Raw genomic sequence first — 17784 nt, 5'->3', positions numbered from 1 at the left:
AAACCACGGTGTGCGCCATTTAATCTACTTATTTTGAGTAGCTTGCTTTGTATGATTTTCACCAATTAACAAATACACCGCAGGCACTACAAACAGCGTAAACAAAGTGCCAATAGAGATACCGGTAGCAATTACCAATCCCATATTAAAGCGTGATATTGCGCCTGCACCGGTGGCAAAAATAAGCGGTAATACGCCCAAAACCATGGCGGCTGTGGTCATCAAAATAGGTCGAAGACGCGTACGGGCTGCCGATTCAATCGCATCACGTTTGGAAAAACCCTGTTTTTGCTTATTATTGGCAAACTCCACAATTAAAATACCGTGCTTGCTGATTAAACCCATCAGCGTCACCAAGCCCACTTCGGTATAAATATTTAACGTAGCCCCGCCTATGCCTAAAGCAATAAACACCAAAGCACCCGCAATCGACATCGGCACCGAAACCAGAATAATTAATGGATCACGGAAGCTTTCAAACTGGGCAGCCAGCACTAAAAAAATAATGATAATCGCAAATAAAAACGTAAATACAAAACCGCTGGATTCACGTTCCAGTTGCCGCGACTGCCCACCAAAATCAATGGTATAACCCGGTGGCAATACCCGCGCAGCAATTTCCTTCATCGTCGCAATGCCATCACCTAAGGTGACCCCCGGAAAAGGCACACCAGAAACCGTAGCGGCGTTCATTTGCTGAAAATGGTTTAACGATTGCGGCACAGTTTGCGTACTGAGTGTAGCAAACGTCGATATAGGTACGGTAGAGCCATCGGCAACACGTATGCGGTAGTTGCTTAACTGTTGTGGATTTAGCCTCGCCTGTTGCTGCGCTTGGGGAATTACTTTATAAGAACGCCCCGCCATACTAAAATAATTCACATAACCACCGCCCAACATTGAAGACAGCGAAGAGCCGATATCCTGCATGGTTAACCCTAATAACGCCGCTTTATCACGGTCTATATCAACACGGGCTTGCGGTTGGTCATATTTTAAATCAGTATCTAAAAAGATAAACATGCCGCTGGCCTGCACCTCTTGCATAAACTGCTGTGCTACCGTATGTAATTGCTCAAAAGATTCGGTACTGCCAATAACAAACTGCGCAGGCAAACCGCTACTGCCTGGCAGTGGTGGCGGTTGAAACGCGGCCACACTGACGCCTGCAATCTGGTTCATTTCTTCTTGAATAATAGGTTGCAACTGGTTGCTGGTTTGGCTACGCTGCTCCCACGGCTTTAACACCAATCCCGATATGGATTGCCCGGGCATATCCAATTGAAAAACGTGATCGTGTTCTGTATGACCCACAAATTTTTTGTAGACCTGCTCAGCGTATAGCAGGCGCTGCTCTAGCGTAGCATCGGGCGCCGCCGTAGAAAAAGCAAAAATAACACCCTGGTCTTCTTGCGGTGCCAGCTCACTGTTAGAGCTGCTGTACAGAAAATAAATACTACCCAAAATAAGGGCGGCAAATACACTGGTAACCGGTAAATAATTAAGTGATCCATGCAATGATTTAGCATAACGCTGGCTTATGCGCTCAAAGTTGCGGTCAATCAATTGCACAAGACGCTGTTCCAGACCTTTATTGTCAGCGTTGTGCGGCTTTAACAACTTGGAACACATCATCGGTGACAAGGTTAAAGCCACAATAGTTGAAACCGTTACCGCGCCAACCACGGTAAAAGCAAACTCTGAAAACAAAGCGCCGGTCAAGCCACTCTGAAAACCCACCGGCACATAAACTGCCACCAGTACAATGGTCATGGCAATAATAGGCCCTGTAAGTTCCTGGGCGGCAAGCAGTGCAGCAGGTATAGGCTGCATACCTTCTTCGAGATGGCGGTTAACATTTTCGACGATAATAATGGCATCATCCACCACCAGACCAATCGCCAGCACCAAAGCCAGTAGCGTTAACAAATTAATTGAAAACCCTAGCGCCAGCATTAAAATAAAAGTGCCAATTAAGGACAACGGAATCGCGATTACCGGAATAAGTACGGAACGCGGCGCTCCCAAAAAAGCAAACACCACCAGCGCAACAATCACCAAAGCCTCTAACAAGGTGTGTATGACTTCGTGGATGGAGCTGTCGACAAATTTAGTAGAATCGTAAACAATTTCACCATGAATGCCTTCGGGTAACTGGGCTTGTACATCCGGAAAAACATCGCGAACCCGGCCAATGACCTCTAATAAGTTAGCACTGGGCGCCACTTTTAAACCAATATAAACCGCTTTGTTGCCATCAAAACTAACGCTGGCATCGTAATCATCGGCACCCAAGGTTACACGGGCGACATCTTTAAGACGCATGATGGCGCCATCAGTTTGCTTAAGAATCAGGTTTTCAAACTCAGTGACCGAATGCAAACTGGTCGAGGCGCTTAAATTCACCTGCACCATTTGGCCTTTGCTGGCGCCCAATCCGGCGATAAAGTCATTTTTAAGCAACGCATCTTTAACATCCGATGCCGTTAAACTATAAGCTGCCAGCTTATTGGGGTCTAACCACACCCGCAGGGAAAAATTCTTACCGCCTAAAAGTTCCGCAGTTTGAATGCCTTCCACGGCTTGCAATCTGGGCTGTACCGAGCGGATTAAATAATCGGTGATGTTATTCGCCGGTAGACTGGCACTGGAAAAACCAATGTACATGGCATCAATGGTCTGACCTACAGAAATACTCACTACAGGACGCTGGGTTTCAGGGGGCAACTGGTTTAACACTGAGCTGATTTTGGAATTGATTTCAGTCAGGGCTTTATTAGGATCAAAATTCAACCGTAAATTAGCGGTAATGGTACTAATGCCACTTCGGCTGTTGGAAGTGATGTAATCTATGCCATTAGCTTCTGCAATAATGTTTTCTAAGGGTGTGGTAATAAATCCGGCGATAACATCCGGATCAGCGCCATAATACGCTGTAGTAACGGTGACTACGGCATTTTCCGTGCGCGGATACTGCAATACCGGCAAACTAGCCAAAGCCCGCAGGCCTAATACCAGCAATATCATACTGACAACAGTGGCCAATACCGGACGATGAATAAAAATATCAGTAATATTCATAGAGCTTAGCGGTCGATTGGAGTAGGCGCAGCATCGTTTTTCGGCTGTACGCTATTATCCACACGCACCGCCGAACCATTTCGTAGCTTAATCTGCCCGGAAGTAATAATAGTATCGCCTTCCTGCAACCCCTTAATAACCGCAATTTGATCGCCGCGGCTTTCGCCCGTCGTTACAAAAACCTGTTTGGCTAGCAGCTTAGGATTGCCTTTATCGTCCTTGCCCTTATTTTCTATTCTATACACTAGCGCCCCATAAGGGTTAAAGCTAATTGCTGTGCGTGGTAAAGTAATAAAATGCTGCTCGCGGCCAGTGGCAATAGTGACGGTAACATATAAACCCGGCAGTAACTTATGGGCAGAATTTGCGAATAGCCCTCTCACTTTAACATTTCGGGTTTTTTCATCCACAGTAGGGTTGATGACTAAAATTTCGCCAGGAAACGTCAGTTCTGGATAAACATCGGTTTTTACCACAACCTGTTGCCCGGTTTTTAAGCTAGCCAATGCCTGCTGGGGCATAAAAAAATCGACATACACTTGTTGCAACGTCTGCAAACTAACAATAGGTGTACCCACATTCAGATATTGCCCTACATCCACATTACGAATACCGAGCTTGCCATCAAAGGGTGCAGCTATGCGTTTTTTAGCGATTAACACCTGTTGCTCAGCAATATTAGCCAGTGCAATATCAAGATTTGCCTTGTCGTTATCAACAATCTGCTGGCTAATAGCATTAACGCGCAGCAATGATTGATCGCGGCTATAGGTGATACGGGCTATTTCAGCGGCACTGGTTAATGACTTTAATTTGCTCCGTTCCTCTTTGTCGCGTAATTGCAGCAACGCTGTACCGGCTTTAACATTATCGCCCTGCTGAAAATAAAGGCGCTCTACAATGCCGGCAATTTCCGAGCTGACCTCTACGCCTTGCACAGCACGCACAGTGCCCACTGATTCCAGTCCAGACGTCCATGCTATTGCCGAAGCTATGGTAGTAGACACGGTTTGTACCGGCACGCCTCCTGCGGTGATGAATTTTTTAATCATCTGATTTTTAAAACGGATAAAGCCAAAAATCCCCCCCAGCAACAGCCCGACAATAAGCAGCATAATGAGCATGCGTTTAATCATTTTTGGATTTCCTGAAAGGTTTCTTTAATAGGGTCTAACCAGGGCATGGCGCTTTTAGTTTTTTTGATAGGTTTAGTGGGTGCGGCAATTTCCGGCCGATTCCACCAACCACCACCCAAAGCTTGAAACAAAGCAGCGGTATCCGCTAAGCGCATGGCCTTCGCTTTAATCTGTCCTAACTGTATTTGCTGATAGCTTCTTTGCGCATCGAGCAGCGGCAAATAGCTGCTTGCTCCCAACTGAAATTGCTGACGGGTCAGCTCGACATTTTCTAGAGCCACCTGTGCAGCGTTGTCCTGAGCTTGTAATTGCGCGGCATCAAATTCTAAAGCACTCAGCACATCCACCACATTCTGAAAAGATTGTAATACGGTGTTTTTGTAATATCCGGCCGCTTCTTGATAACTGGCTAGCGCTGCACGTTTTTTATGGACAAATTCCCCGCCCTTAAAAATCGGCTGTAATAAATTACCGCCAACACTCCAGATCAAGCTACCGGGCATAAATAGGTTTCCTACTTGCGTAGCAATAGTGCCGATATTGGCATTCAGGGTGAAATCGGGAAGAATACTGGCTTGCACTACGCCAATTTGCGCACTGGCGGCATGTAATACGGCCTCTTGCGCACGAATGTCCGGGCGTTGCTCAACTAATCTGGATGGCAAGCTGAGCGGTACGTCATCAGGTAAGGTTAAATCAGCCAGTTGAAATTGACTGGCCTCTTCTTGTGTGGGCAAGTCACCGACTAATACCGATAAACGATGCCGTGCAACTGCGAGCTGTTGCTGTAATGTCGGCAAGGTTGTGCGTAGCTGTGCCAGATCGGTTTGTTGAGCAACCAAGGGGGCTTTTGAACTGGTACCCAACTCAAATTGCTGCCGGGTAATGTTCAGTTGATCTTCACGGGTGCGGATAATTTCTTCGGTAAGCGCAATTTGCTCCCGTAAACTGGCTTCTTCGATGGCAGTAGTGACCACATTAGCGGCTAATGTTAAAAACACACCCTCTAGCTGAAAGCGCTGGTATTCTGCTTGTGCCTTCAAGCTTTCAATCTGCCGCCGGATACCGCCAAAAACATCCAGCGTATAAGAGACTTGAACGGACGCGTTATACAGATTAAACACCGAACCCTTAAAACTGGGGTTACCGAACTGGGCACCAGACACCTGTTGTCGATTGCCTTTAAAAGAAGCATCTACAGAAGGATATAATGCGCCGCGCTGGGCAAATGCATTTTCCTGCGCTTGAGCGAGTGCAGCTTGCCCAGCTTGCAGATTAGGATTATTTTTAATTGCCTTTTCAATGAGCTGATTCAGTTGCGGCGAACGGAACACCGTCCACCATTGCCGTGGAATATCTTTACCCAATATCAGTTTTTGCTGAGCGATTGCAGTTAAAGAATTGTTTGGTTTGTGCCCGTTAGTTTTATAAGTTTTTAAACTGGGGCCGATAGGTCTTTTAAAATTAGGCCCTACCATACAGCCGGAAAGCAATGAACTTAAAATAATTAAACCAAAAATAATAAACGCACTGCTCGCTGCAATAGGCTTGTGAGTAGCCCTTGCTTTTTGAAATACCATGTTTGTTCCATTACAGGTTAGGCAATACAGTAGCTAGATAGCTTGATGCTCTATAATTGTAGCATGGCATTATTACAATACTTAGGGTGACACCCAATTGAGCTGGTTGATGGTCATCATTGCCGCATGGCTTGCTGTGCAGCTTGTGCCAAAAAACCGCTGCGGCTAATGCCGTGGGCTTTGGCATAATCGTCAATATGACTTAATAACATTCTTGGCAGGGTAATATTGATTTTTTCAGCAGGTCCCATATAGCGCTCAACCGGTACATCTACAACGGACCATATCCAGCCCGCAAATTCAGGATCGGCCTGATGATGTGCCAAACTCTTACCCGCCGGAATCATCCCATTATCCTGAATCACGGTTTCACACCATAAATCAATCGCCTCACGGGCATTATCAAACGCTTCATCCAGCGTATCACCCGCCGAAAAGCAGCCAGGTAAATCCGATACCACCACACCAAAAGCATGATTTTCATCGCCTGGTTCAATCGCAATAATAAACTTCATACCTTTAACCCCGCTTGTTTTAATAATTTACTCAGCAAGCCTTTACCCAAATCACTTTTGGGATGCGGCACACTGATATGCCCTGGCTTGGCCGGATGCACAAAGATATGATGACTGCCTTTGATGCCACGCAATGTCCAGCCATCGCTTTGTAATTGTCTAATCAATTCTCTACTGTTCATGGTAGTTATTATAACCATGATTTTTAAGACTGCAAAGAGCAGAACAGCCGTGCTAATAGTGCTAAAATAGTGTTAATGTTCCACAGGCTTGCGTTGTTTCACATCAGCAAAGCAGGCCTAAAACGCAAATATTTATTTATGGAGTAATCAATGGCGGCAAATGCAGATGATTTTAAAAAAGCCTTACAACTGTGGGCCAGTGGTGTCGCCATAGTCACTACACTATCAGAAAAACACGGCGTCCGCGGCATGACAGTAACGGCATTTTCCAGTGTTTCTGCACAACCGCCACAAATATTGGTGTGTATTAATCAATCTGCCGATACCGGCGAAAATATTGATGTTAGCGGCGCGTTCGCTGTTAATGTGTTAAATGCCGACCAACAAGCCGATTCCAATAATTTTTCTGGCGGTAGCAATCAAGAACAACGCTTTTCAAATACCACCTGGGAAATCGGCCCACACGGCACACCTGTGCTCACGGAAAGCATTATGTCGCTAGAGTGCAAAGTGGTTGAAAAAATTGCAGCAGGTACGCATTGGATTATCATCGGCGAAGTCATGGAAGCCATCAGTCGTAGCGGTGATCCGTTGCTATATTATCGCGGCGCTTATCGACAACTAAGCACTGATGAATAAGCATGCTGCCTGCTATATAGGCCAAGCTTATACTCAGCATCCACGCTAAATACAGCGTCTCAAACAAATCGATTTAATACTGCTGTCGTATTGACAAATTATAATTAAGCCCTGCCACCACGTAGACTAAAGACTACAAATTTTGGTATACTCTAAAGCTTTATGGGTATTTTCACCCTTCTTTTTTAAGTTTTCATTTCACCTTCTGGAGAAACTCAATGCCAATTAAAGTTGCAATTAACGGTTATGGACGCATCGGCCGAAATGTCATGCGTGCGTTGTACGAGTCAGGCCGCACCAATGAAATTCAAGTGGTTGCTATTAATGACTTAGGCGATTCCAAAACCAATGCACACTTGACAAAATATGATACCGTTCATGGCAAATTTCCGTTTGACGTCAGTGTTGACGGTGATTACATTGTTATTAATGGCGACAGAATCCGTGTTTTTGCCGAAAGAGATCCGTCTAAATTACCTTGGGCAGAATTAGGCATTGATGTGGTCCATGAATGCACTGGTTTCTTCACCAGCAAAGCCAAAGCCTCTGCCCACATTGCGGCTGGTGCCAAAAAAGTAATCATCTCCGCACCGGGCGGTGACGATGTTGATGCCACGATTGTATTCGGCGTTAACGACAATACCTTAAAAGCGTCTGATACCGTTATCTCTAACGCTTCTTGCACCACCAACTGTTTAGCGCCTTTAGTTAAACCATTGATGGATGCCATCGGTGTGGATCACGGTTTGATGACAACAATCCACTCATACACCAATGACCAAGTATTGACTGACGTGTATCACAGTGACTTACTGCGTGCCCGCTCTGCTACTCAATCCATGATTCCAACCAAAACCGGTGCAGCCGCTGCGGTAGGTTTGGTATTGCCTGAAATGAAAGGCAAGCTGGATGGTTTCGCGATGCGCGTACCGACGATTAACGTCTCTGTTGTTGACTTGTGCTTCCAAGCCTCACGCAACACCACCAAAGAAGAAGTCGACAGCGTGTTAAGAGCTGCTGCGGCAGATTCTTTAAAAGGTATTTTGGCTGTCAATGATGAGCCATTAGTATCATCAGATTTTAACCACAACCCACATTCTTCAATCTACGAGTCTGCGTTAACCAAAGTTACCGGCGGTAATTTTGTTAAAGTCCTGTCTTGGTACGATAACGAATGGGGTTTTTCAAACCGTATGCTAGACACCACTGTTGCGTTATTTAACGCCAAATAAGGATTCAATAGCCTAATGTTAAGAAGAACCAAAATTTTAGCAACATTGGGACCTGCGTCAGACAAGCCAGGCGTTCTTGAGCAGATGATTAGAGCGGGTGTCGATGTGGTTCGTATGAACTTTTCGCATGGCTCCGCACAAGATCATATCGATAGAGCGCAAGCCGTTCGTGAGATTAGCCAAAAAGTGGGACGGCGCGTAGGCATTCTTGCTGATTTGCAAGGCCCTAAAATTCGTATTGCACGTTTTAAAGACACCAAAGTAAACCTTATTGAAGGTCAGGATTTTGCTTTGGATATTAACTTTGACCCGTTAGCCGGCGATAATACCCAAGTCGGTATTACCTACGAACCCTTAGCCCTGGAAGTTGTACCGGGTAGCCGGTTATTACTCGACGATGGCCGTATTGTCCTGGATGTCGTCAATGTCGTTAACATGCGCGTTAATTGTACAGTGGTTGTCGCTGGTGATTTGTCCAATAACAAAGGTATTAATTTGTTAGGGGGCGGTCTTTCTGCGGCAGCTTTAACCGATAAAGATAAAGAAGATATCCTCACTATCGCCAAGATGGAATGTGATTACGTGGCGGTATCTTTTCCACGCTGCGCTGAAGATCTTCACGAAGCGCGTCGTTTATTGCACGCTGCGGGCTGTTATGCCGGTATCGTGGCCAAAGTAGAACGCGCAGAAGCCATTGTACCCAGCGCTATGGACGAAATCATACTCGCATCTGATGCGGTGATGGTGGCGCGTGGCGACTTGGGTGTTGAAATTGGCGATGCTAATTTACCTGCCGTTCAAAAGCAACTCATTAAACGCGCTCGCGAGCTTGACCGTGTTGCCATTACTGCAACGCAAATGATGGAATCGATGATTGACAATCCGATCCCCACACGCGCCGAAGTGTTTGACGTGGCCAATGCGGTATATGACGGTACCGATGCGATTATGCTATCGGCAGAAACGGCATCTGGTAAATATCCTGTCAGAGCGATTGAAGCAATGGATCGTATTTGCCTGGAAGCCGAAAAACAGCCTAGCGTCCGTATGTCTGATCACCGCGTTAACATCCAGTTTGAACGTGATGACGAAGCCGTTGCTATGTCTGCGATGTATATGGCAAACCATACTAAAATTAAGGGTATTGTTGCCTTAACTGAATCAGGCTCAACCCCGTTGTGGATGTCCCGAATCAGTTCCGGTATTCCTATTTTTGCTATGAGCGGCCGTGAAAAAACCCTGGGTAAAGTGACCTTATTCCGTGGTGTTTTTCCGCTTCATTTCACTTTAAAAGAACATAACGATCATGCCGAAGTTAATCGGGATATAGTGAAAGAATTACGTAAATGGGGCTTGGCCAAGGACGGTGATAAGTTCATTATTACCAAAGGCGATTTAAATGGCGTAGAAGGCGGTACTAACGCGTTAAAAGTTATTATTGTCGGCCAAGGTTTAACACCCTAACCTGCGACACAACACCTTGTAGAAGTAACACTCGGTTTCTTCTACAAGGTTCCCTGCCTTACATAAGCCAATGTCAATTCGTTGATAATATGCGCTTGAAATCAATACTTATCCTCTTTTTTAGTTCTTATCGCGTTCAGCGTTGAAACTTACTGCTATCAATAGCAAGCCTTATCCCTTGATTTGATCCTTTTCTAACAGCACACTTGATCTGCCGAAAGTAAAAATTTGTACTATATTATTTGCTGCTAACTTTAAAAAGCTAGGTAAAGCAAATAAGTGCCCCGGATTGCTCTTCAAGCCGACACTTACCGATTTGTGATTCAATCTTTATAACAGGACTCAATGCATTATGTGCGGTATTGTCGGTATTTTTGATATAAGAGAAAAACGTGAAATCAACCGCGATTTGCTTTCTGGAATGAATGAAATCCAGTTCCATAGAGGGCCAAACGAAGGCGGGTTGTATATTGAACCAGGATTGGGATTCGGCCATCGGCGCTTATCGATTATTGATCTGGCCAGCGGACAACAACCCATGGTCAGCCGCGATAAAAATGTGATCATCACTTACAACGGTGAAGTGTATAACTTTATTGAGTTACGGCAAGAGCTGGAATCATTAGGCTATAGTTTTGATACCCATTGTGATACCGAAGTTATTTTATATGCCTGGCAAGCGTGGGGCGAATCTTGCATAAACAAATTTCGCGGTATGTTTGCCTTTGCTATTTGGGATCGAGATCAGCAATGCTTGTTTTTAGCAAGAGATCGCCTTGGTGTTAAACCGCTTTTTTATACAGAATTGGCGAACGGGCAATTTATTTTTGGCTCTGAATTAAAAGCATTAATGCAGCATCCGCAATGTTCTAAAACAATGGATCCGACTGCGGTTGAAGACTATTTTGGTTTTGGCTATATTCCCGACCCCAAAACCATTTACAAAAACGTTTATAAATTAGAACCCGGATACTGTTTAACCATCACCCATGGCAGTGACATTTATCAGCCGCGTCAATATTGGGATATAAATTTCGCCCCCGGACCCATTCAAAAAGAACAGGCAATAGCTGATGAGCTAGTAGAGCGGTTGCGTGAAGCGGTAAAAATCCGCATGGTTGCCGATGTACCGTTAGGCGCTTTTTTATCGGGCGGAGTAGATTCCAGTGCTGTTGTGGCCATGATGTCTGGGTTATCGCCTGATCCGGTTAATACCTGTTCAATCTCTTTTGGCGATCCTGCTTTTAATGAAGCCAAGTTTGCCGCGCAAGTTGCCAAACGCTACAACACTTCCCACCGTGTTGAACAAGTTGATCCTGACGATTTTAGCCTACTTGAACAATTGGCTGGACTTTATGATGAGCCTTACGCCGACAGCTCGGCCTTACCTACCTATCGGGTCTGTGAGTTGGCCAAAAAACAGGTGACCGTGGTATTGTCCGGCGATGGAGGCGATGAGAATTTAGCCGGTTATCGACGACACCGCTGGCACTTGTATGAAGAGCGGGTGCGCTCAAAATTACCCTACTCGGTAAGAAAACCGGTATTTGGTTTATTAGGGCAAATCTATCCTAAAGCCGATTGGGCACCAAAAATATTTCGCGCTAAATCAACCTTTGAATCGCTAGCGAGAGACTCGGTAGAAGGTTATTTTCATAGCGTATCAGTGCTGTCCAATGAAATACGTAACCAACTGTTCAGTGAGCAACTAAAGACTGACCTGCAAGGTTATCAAGCTATCGAAGTGTTTAGAAAGCACATGGCTAAAGCACCAACTGACAATCCTTTATCAGTGGTGCAATATCTGGATCTTAAAACTTACTTACCCGGCGATATTTTAACCAAAGTGGATCGCGCCAGCATGGCGCATGCTTTGGAAGTGCGCGTACCCTTGCTGGATCATAAACTAGTGGAATGGATAGCGGGACTGCAACCTGAAATGAAGCTTAACGGCGGGGAAGGCAAATATATTTTCAAAAAATCTTTAGAAAAGTACTTGTCCAATGAGATTTTATACCGCCCGAAAATGGGCTTTTCTGTGCCGTTAACTGCCTGGTTTAAAGGTGCTTTAAAAGACAAGGTAAAGAAAGCGCTGTTAGGGGAAAGAATCCAGCAGTGCGGCTTATTTAATCAGGATTTTATTCTGCACATGCTCAACCAGCATCAAAGCGGCTTACGCGATTACAGCTCGGCAATATGGAGCTTGTTGATGTTTGATGCGTTTTTGCGTAACGCTAGTTAACGCTTTGTACGGAAGTAAACCGCATCAGGCTTTTACGTGCCAGATGCGGTATCAGCAGCTTAAGAGGCATACGTAAATAATGCGAACGCACGTAAAGCAGCCAGCGTGCGAATCTTACTGTTTGCGAAGATTCATCCGGATGTTCTGGCAATAAAGCTAACGGTATTAAAGCATCCATAAGCATCTTTATTGGCGTGCAAGGAGCGGAGATTTGGCTGCGCTGCAATATATCATTGGAAATAGGCGTAGCAAGTAACTGATGACTATAACGCAACGTATAATACAGTGGTCGTTGCAAGCCCAACACCTCGGCACGCTTTAGCAACTTCTCAAAAAAACCGACATTCCTCGCATCAAAATACTTTAACAGCTGATCTAAATCCACCAAATCACGCAGCTTGTTGCTAAGGTCAGAATCAAAAAACAGATGCACCGCGCTGTGCAATACCATATCGCAAGGTGATAAAATTTTAAATCGACTGTTATCCAGCCCAATAGCATCCAGAATCAACAACATTGGATTAGGCTGTAAATCGCTAGTGGGGGGAATAATGGCGTGGTGTATGTCCACTTCCATTGTTCTTGATACATGGCGTAATGGCGGTATTTCGTGCATCCAAAGTCGGTAGTAACTTTGATCATAATCATCAAGCGTTAAAGTTTGCCAGTTTTGTGCCAGCAGACTTTGTTCGATATGATCAATTGCAGACTTTTCAACCAGAATATCGACATCCGAAAACAGGCGTGCATTAGCAAATGGAATGTCGGTGAGTAAATAAGCGCAGCCTTTTAAGACGATAATATCAATATTGCAATCTGCCAAAGCGCGTTGCAACCGGTTCATCTCCCAAAATGCTATACGTCGACGGTACACAACTATTGCCTGTGCAGCCTGAAAATGATTGACAACTTTGGCAGGTATGCAATGACCCAGATTATGCTGTTCTATCAACCACGCAATATGCGCAGTCAGCTTGCAGGTTTTAGCCATTCTAAGCAACAGCGACCACTGAGGAACAGTAAAACCAGTGACGCTATGCGGATTTATTAAGCAACTCAACAGTAAGTCTTGACCTATTTTATAGCGCTGGTTCGGCATGGTTTGACAGGGCATCGAGTTGGGCAATAACGTCATTTAAGTTGCTGTAATTAAGATTGTAACAAGCGCAGCTTTCTATTATTGATTTAATAGCCTTAAAACCACTATCGCCGAGCAAGCTATAATTAAACGAGTTGGTAGCCAATTTAAGAAAGGCCGCCGACTTGTTAAGTGGCTCGAGGATTACCGGAGACTGACTTTGATATTGTGGAAAAATAACCCAGGCGGGCGTTGCAGTTTCTTTCATGCGTTCAATGCTTGCCGTTGGCGCCCTTAAATGGCCAATAGTGCCTTTGCGGGTTTTTTCAAATAACGGCCCAATAAAAACACTGTCGGCAAAATTACGGATGACATCAATGGATTCGTTTTTTAAAGGCGTTGGCCTAGGTATAGGGATGACTTGCCCATGTTGTAGGTGAATCAAGCAAAACTCATCAGACAGAAAACGCCAGCCGCGTTGCGCTAAAGCACCTGCTAGAGTACTTTTACCGGAACCTGGCAACGCCGGCAAAATAAGGGCTTTACCGTGCTTTTCCAACACAGCAGCATGGAGCATTAATTGGTGCTGTCCCTGACGTGCAATACACCAGTTTAATGCCCACTCAAATAAAGGCATAGCATGGCTGGGTGCAAAGGGCTGGAAAGGTTCCTGGCCATCAATGCGGGCGATAATTTGTGGTCGTATCCAGCGTCGTAAACTTTTTGGGGCTTGCATATCGATAAAAAAATCGATCAGCTGATCGTCGCTAATAACCGGAAAGTCGAAATACAACTGCCGAAACGTGCTGATAAAGTCTTTATGGCTACTGCGCAGCCGTACCGTAAATGAACCGACATCAAAGCACACACCTTGAGTGCAAGAGGTTTTTTTCAGTAATTCTTGTAGCGAATAATGGCCTATATTCATGGCCAGCAAACTGTGATTAAACCGAGATCATCAAATTGTTCAACAAGTTGCCGCATTTGCTGGTTTATTTCATCGGTGTTAGGTGATTGATAAAGCAAACAAATATGATCGGTTAAGGATTGTAAATTGGCTGGTTGCTGCATAAAGTTTAACGCATCAATGGCCATTAAATTCAGTTGATGCGTTTCACCAGATAACGGATTATATACAATCGTATCGTCGTCGCCTTGGGTGCTATACGTTTCTATATGATTAACGCTTTGCCACCTCGTGCTTTCATTCATCTATTAAAGACTAATAAGACAACATTAATGTGCCAGTGAAGTCATGCAAGAATTGGTGGTAACAATAGCACTCTGGTTACTGCCTTTGGGACCGGCTTGAGGTGGATCAATACGCAGGCCATTAGGACTAAGCTGAGCTAAAACATAACACGGTAATACTGTACCCGCATTATATGGGGGAGTAGTAGTGCCAAATTTAACCATTTTATTGGTTCCAGATACCATCACGTAAGAAGCGGCCTGATTGTTACTGTTCTCCGTAACCGGAAACCAATTTCCTGTACCTTGGGGATACTGGTAAACATCAATCTTCAAACCGTTGCCTTTTAAATTCCGGTAGACGGTTTGGTCTCTGACATAACCATCAGGTGCTGCTGCAAGGGTGGGTGGCGTTATATTGGCTTGTTTTGCTAAACAAGAAATACTGTCTGCCGCAAAAGCAGAACCATTCCGTAAGGTTAATACCACCGGTAATACCGCAGCAGAACCTTTAATGAAAGCGCGTCTTCGTGTTGAAAGCTTGTCAGCATTACTTTCTAGCTTTTGTAGTTCAGATTGCGGGTTTGAATTGCTCATTGTGAAGCCTCAAAGTAAGATGCCAAATAGTTGGCTTAAGTATAGGTTATTTCACTGTCTTTTCAAGACACGTGCTTTTAAAATATTGCACAGCAGGAGGTTCGCGCCCCCTCCATTAAATAACGAGTTATGCCCTATAGGATTTATATAGCACATAGCGTACCATTATTGAGTAATAATATAAATCGATTGATTTATAAGCTATTATTTTTAAATTAAATTTTAGGGGCTAACTATTTTTAAAGTTTTTGGCATAGAAAAGCAGTATTTGTCATTTTTAGTCAGTTGATTTATTTCTGTCATTTTATAATCAGTACAATAGCAGTAATTTTTAGGACAACTTATGAACAAAAAATGCACATGGGCACTTAAAACTTCCATTGAAGAACACTACCATGATAGGGAATGGGGTGTTCCGGTGCATGATGATCGCTTATTATTTGAGTTTATTACTTTGGAAGGCGCTCAGGCTGGCTTAAGCTGGCTGACTATTTTAAATAAGCGTGAAGGTTATCGGCAAGCTTTTGATAACTTTGATGTCTTGAAAATAGCCCAATACGACGATGAAAAAATCCGTCGCTTGTTAACTAATGCAAATATTGTTAGAAACCAACTTAAAATTCGTTCTGTCATCAGCAATGCAAAGGCATTTTTGAAAATTCAACAGGAGTTCGATAGTTTTAATGATTATATTTGGGGTTTTGTCGATGGCAATCCGATACAAAATACCTGGAAAAATCATCATGAATTGCCCGCCTCTGCCCCATTATCCGATTTAATCAGCAAAGATTTAAAAAAACGTGGCTTTAAGTTTATGGGCAGCACTATTTGCTATGCCCATATGCAGGCTACCGGTATGGTGAATGATCATACTGTTGATTGTTATCGACATGCCCAATTAAACCAACCTAAACAGGAGCAATAACAATGCGTTATTTACACACTATGATAAGAGTACGTGATTTACAACAATCACTGGATTTTTTTTGTACTAAGTTGGGCATGATTGAATGCGACAGAATAGACAGTGAAGCGGGGCGTTTTACGTTGGTCTATTTGTGTACGGTAGCCGATAAAAAACAGGCGCTTGAAACACATGTCCCGCTAATAGAGTTAACCTTTAATTGGGATACGGAAGACTATAGCGGAGGCCGTAACTTTGGCCATTTGGCTTTTGAAGTGGATGATATTTATGAAACCTGCCAGAAATTGATGGATGCCGGGGTATTGATTAACCGCCCGCCACGCGATGGCAATATGGCATTTATACGCTCGCCGGACAATATTTCTATTGAGTTTTTGCAAAAAGGTCAGGCTTTGCCGCCACAAGAGCCGTGGCTTTCTATGGTTAATACGGGTAGTTGGTAATTAAGTTAATCAAGTCGTTCGTGGTGAGTTGATCGAACCACGAACTTGGCTTGTTGGGATTTGCGAGAAGACAAATTTCAACAAAAAGCTCTTGTTCGGTATTTTATTCGTGACTTCTTATGTATTCCGTAACCGCATGAGCCAATAAACCAGACCTTGTTTCGCCATGTTTTTTTGCATAATTATCAACGGTGTTTAAAAGATATTCGGGCAATGTGATATTGACTCGTTTGGATTTTGAAGATAATTGGCTTATATCTATTTCGACAATTCCCCAAATGCCATCCGAGTATTTAGGGTTGGCTTGATGTTCTTCAAAGGGAAGCAATTTTGGGATGAATTCACCATCCAAAAACATACCTTCAATATGGCACTCTATAGCTTCCTTAGCCATTGATAATGCTTCTTCAATGGTGCTTCCGGCGGAAAAACAGCCCGGTAAATCAGGAACGGTAACGCTGTAATCTGACTGAGGGTCTTTGTGCAAAACAACTGAATATTTCATTTCCAATCCCAACCTGCTTGGTGATAAATACATTTTCAATGTACCAATAGCAATATTTTTGCTTGGATTAAACCATCGCTGCGTTAAAAGCAGCAAGATAGCATGAATCCCCACCCTTTTACTCGGATTCGTAAAACGAAATACTGAACTCACATTAGAATAGCTATGTATTTGCCGTTGTAGTACATTGCCACTCATTTTTACACCGCATTCCATCCGAAGGAAATAATGTCCCAATCCATCACATTAGCCGAATTGTTACGCGATTCTGCCTACAAACTCACGCAATTTAAACCCGCCCAAATTCAAGGCTACTGGCGCACCGATGGGGGTGTGGAGCAACGGTGACAGTATTTCTTATTATCACCGTAAAGATCCAAACTACTTTGAAGATATTCCAACAATCCCTTCGGCATACGAAAAACTTTCTGACATTTTGAGTGAACGCTGGAAAATTGACGACTTGATCAGAATGGACAAGCTCGTCAACCAAAAGAAATCGCTCAAAGACTTGATTTTGGAAATGGAAGATGAGGTTTTGGCCAATGCAAGCGTGGATGTTTTCGAGGAATTATATCTATTCCAAATATTGCCCGGCATTATGTAGCAACCGCACAAAGAAACAAAAGGACAGAAAATGGCACAATCAATAGAGCCAAATATTGCTGATTTAGCTAATGGCTGGCTTAAATCTTATAAGTTAGATTACAAATTAGAACAAGAATCTTTAAATACTGAAATAGACAAAGCACTTGCTGATTACTTTACTAAAAATGGTGGGGTAGGAGCAAATCGTCCTGATACAAAACTACTACTGAAAGATAAAAATTTAAAATTTTTCCCAATACTGATTGAATATAAAGGCTATAAAGGTAGTAAAAATTCAGACCCCTCTAAATTAAAAAATCACCAAGTCGCCTAAAAAAATTGTACAGTATCACCCATGAGACTAAGCGACCACGACCTGCTGCAAC

General features: G+C 43.9%; 18 protein-coding genes. 8 read left to right on the top strand and 10 right to left on the bottom strand.

Annotated features, from left to right (window positions below; all coding sequences use genetic code 11):
• Positions 1–24: 24 nt before the first annotated feature.
• From ACHZC4_RS08855 to ACHZC4_RS08835, 5 genes are all read right to left on the bottom strand, one after another.
• Positions 25–3081, bottom strand: coding sequence for an efflux RND transporter permease subunit (locus ACHZC4_RS08855; protein ID WP_394753473.1), 3057 nt, complete (start codon positions 3079–3081; stop codon positions 25–27).
• Between the two features lie 5 nt (positions 3082–3086).
• Entirely contained in the window at positions 3087–4217 is a 1131-nt protein-coding gene (locus ACHZC4_RS08850) for an efflux RND transporter periplasmic adaptor subunit (RefSeq protein ID WP_394753472.1), read from the bottom strand.
• A complete protein-coding gene (locus tag ACHZC4_RS08845; RefSeq protein WP_394753471.1) occupies positions 4214–5797 on the bottom strand; it encodes an efflux transporter outer membrane subunit in 1584 nt (527 codons plus the stop codon). The genes ACHZC4_RS08850 and ACHZC4_RS08845 overlap by 4 nt, the downstream gene beginning before the upstream one ends.
• Positions 5798–5913: 116 nt before the next feature.
• Positions 5914–6312 (bottom strand): type II toxin-antitoxin system HicB family antitoxin, encoded by a 399-nt coding sequence (locus ACHZC4_RS08840; RefSeq protein WP_394753470.1) that lies wholly within the window; start codon positions 6310–6312, stop codon positions 5914–5916.
• Positions 6309–6494 carry a type II toxin-antitoxin system HicA family toxin gene (locus ACHZC4_RS08835; RefSeq protein ID WP_394753469.1) on the bottom strand — a complete coding sequence of 62 codons (186 nt, stop codon included), beginning with the start codon at positions 6492–6494 and terminating at the stop codon, positions 6309–6311. The genes ACHZC4_RS08840 and ACHZC4_RS08835 overlap by 4 nt, the downstream gene beginning before the upstream one ends.
• A 150-nt stretch (positions 6495–6644) precedes the next feature.
• Between ACHZC4_RS08835 and ACHZC4_RS08830 the strand changes: the two genes are divergently transcribed.
• The 4 genes from ACHZC4_RS08830 to ACHZC4_RS08815 all read left to right on the top strand — a co-directional run bounded on the left by ACHZC4_RS08830 (position 6645) and on the right by ACHZC4_RS08815 (position 12071).
• On the top strand, positions 6645–7133 hold the full coding sequence (locus ACHZC4_RS08830) for a flavin reductase family protein (protein WP_394753468.1): 489 nt from the start codon (positions 6645–6647) through the stop codon (positions 7131–7133).
• Between the two features lie 218 nt (positions 7134–7351).
• Complete coding sequence (gene gap / locus ACHZC4_RS08825; protein WP_394753467.1) at positions 7352–8365, top strand: type I glyceraldehyde-3-phosphate dehydrogenase; 1014 nt, start codon at positions 7352–7354, stop codon at positions 8363–8365.
• Positions 8366–8380: 15 nt separating this feature from the next.
• The gene (pyk, locus tag ACHZC4_RS08820) at positions 8381–9829 is read left to right on the top strand and encodes a pyruvate kinase (protein WP_394753466.1); all 1449 of its coding nucleotides are present in this window, start codon (positions 8381–8383) and stop codon (positions 9827–9829) included.
• 352 nt (positions 9830–10181) lie between these two features.
• Positions 10182–12071 (top strand): XrtA/PEP-CTERM system amidotransferase, encoded by a 1890-nt coding sequence (locus ACHZC4_RS08815; RefSeq protein WP_394753465.1) that lies wholly within the window; start codon positions 10182–10184, stop codon positions 12069–12071.
• Here ACHZC4_RS08815 and ACHZC4_RS08810 read toward each other — a convergent pair.
• The 4 genes from ACHZC4_RS08810 to ACHZC4_RS08795 are packed head-to-tail and all read right to left on the bottom strand — an operon-like array spanning position 12064 to position 14937.
• Complete coding sequence (locus tag ACHZC4_RS08810) at positions 12064–13170, bottom strand: nucleotidyltransferase family protein (protein ID WP_394753464.1); 1107 nt, start codon at positions 13168–13170, stop codon at positions 12064–12066. The two genes, ACHZC4_RS08815 and ACHZC4_RS08810, sit on opposite strands and share 8 nt — an antisense overlap.
• Entirely contained in the window at positions 13151–14077 is a 927-nt protein-coding gene (locus ACHZC4_RS08805) for an HprK-related kinase A (RefSeq protein ID WP_394753463.1), read from the bottom strand. Before ACHZC4_RS08805 ends, ACHZC4_RS08810 begins: the two co-directional genes overlap by 20 nt.
• Entirely contained in the window at positions 14074–14361 is a 288-nt protein-coding gene (locus tag ACHZC4_RS08800) for an HPr-rel-A system PqqD family peptide chaperone (RefSeq protein WP_394753462.1), read from the bottom strand. The genes ACHZC4_RS08805 and ACHZC4_RS08800 overlap by 4 nt, the downstream gene beginning before the upstream one ends.
• Before the next feature lie 24 nt (positions 14362–14385).
• Positions 14386–14937 carry a hypothetical protein gene (locus ACHZC4_RS08795; RefSeq protein WP_394753461.1) on the bottom strand — a complete coding sequence of 184 codons (552 nt, stop codon included), beginning with the start codon at positions 14935–14937 and terminating at the stop codon, positions 14386–14388.
• Positions 14938–15280: 343 nt separating this feature from the next.
• Between ACHZC4_RS08795 and ACHZC4_RS08790 the strand changes: the two genes are divergently transcribed.
• A complete protein-coding gene (locus ACHZC4_RS08790; RefSeq protein ID WP_394753460.1) occupies positions 15281–15862 on the top strand; it encodes a DNA-3-methyladenine glycosylase I in 582 nt (193 codons plus the stop codon).
• A gap of 2 nt (positions 15863–15864) precedes the next feature.
• Positions 15865–16305, top strand: a complete 441-nt coding sequence (locus ACHZC4_RS08785; protein ID WP_394753459.1) for a VOC family protein — start codon at positions 15865–15867, stop codon at positions 16303–16305.
• A gap of 103 nt (positions 16306–16408) precedes the next feature.
• Here ACHZC4_RS08785 and ACHZC4_RS08780 read toward each other — a convergent pair whose 3' ends face one another.
• The gene (locus ACHZC4_RS08780; RefSeq protein ID WP_394753458.1) at positions 16409–17008 is read right to left on the bottom strand and encodes a type II toxin-antitoxin system HicB family antitoxin; all 600 of its coding nucleotides are present in this window, start codon (positions 17006–17008) and stop codon (positions 16409–16411) included.
• Positions 17009–17135: 127 nt separating this feature from the next.
• Here ACHZC4_RS08780 and ACHZC4_RS08775 point away from each other — a divergent pair, with 127 nt between their 5' ends.
• Positions 17136–17417: a hypothetical protein gene (locus ACHZC4_RS08775; RefSeq protein WP_394753457.1), complete on the top strand. Its 282-nt coding sequence runs from the start codon at positions 17136–17138 to the stop codon at positions 17415–17417.
• A gap of 30 nt (positions 17418–17447) precedes the next feature.
• The gene (locus ACHZC4_RS08770; protein ID WP_394753456.1) at positions 17448–17732 is read left to right on the top strand and encodes a hypothetical protein; all 285 of its coding nucleotides are present in this window, start codon (positions 17448–17450) and stop codon (positions 17730–17732) included.
• Positions 17733–17784: the final 52 nt, after the last annotated feature.

Source organism: Crenothrix sp. (genome assembly GCF_043729335.1).
GTDB lineage: Bacteria > Pseudomonadota > Gammaproteobacteria > Methylococcales > Methylomonadaceae > Crenothrix.
The sequence above is the reverse complement of the archived record's forward strand: the minus strand, read 5'-3'. Positions and strand labels throughout refer to the sequence as shown.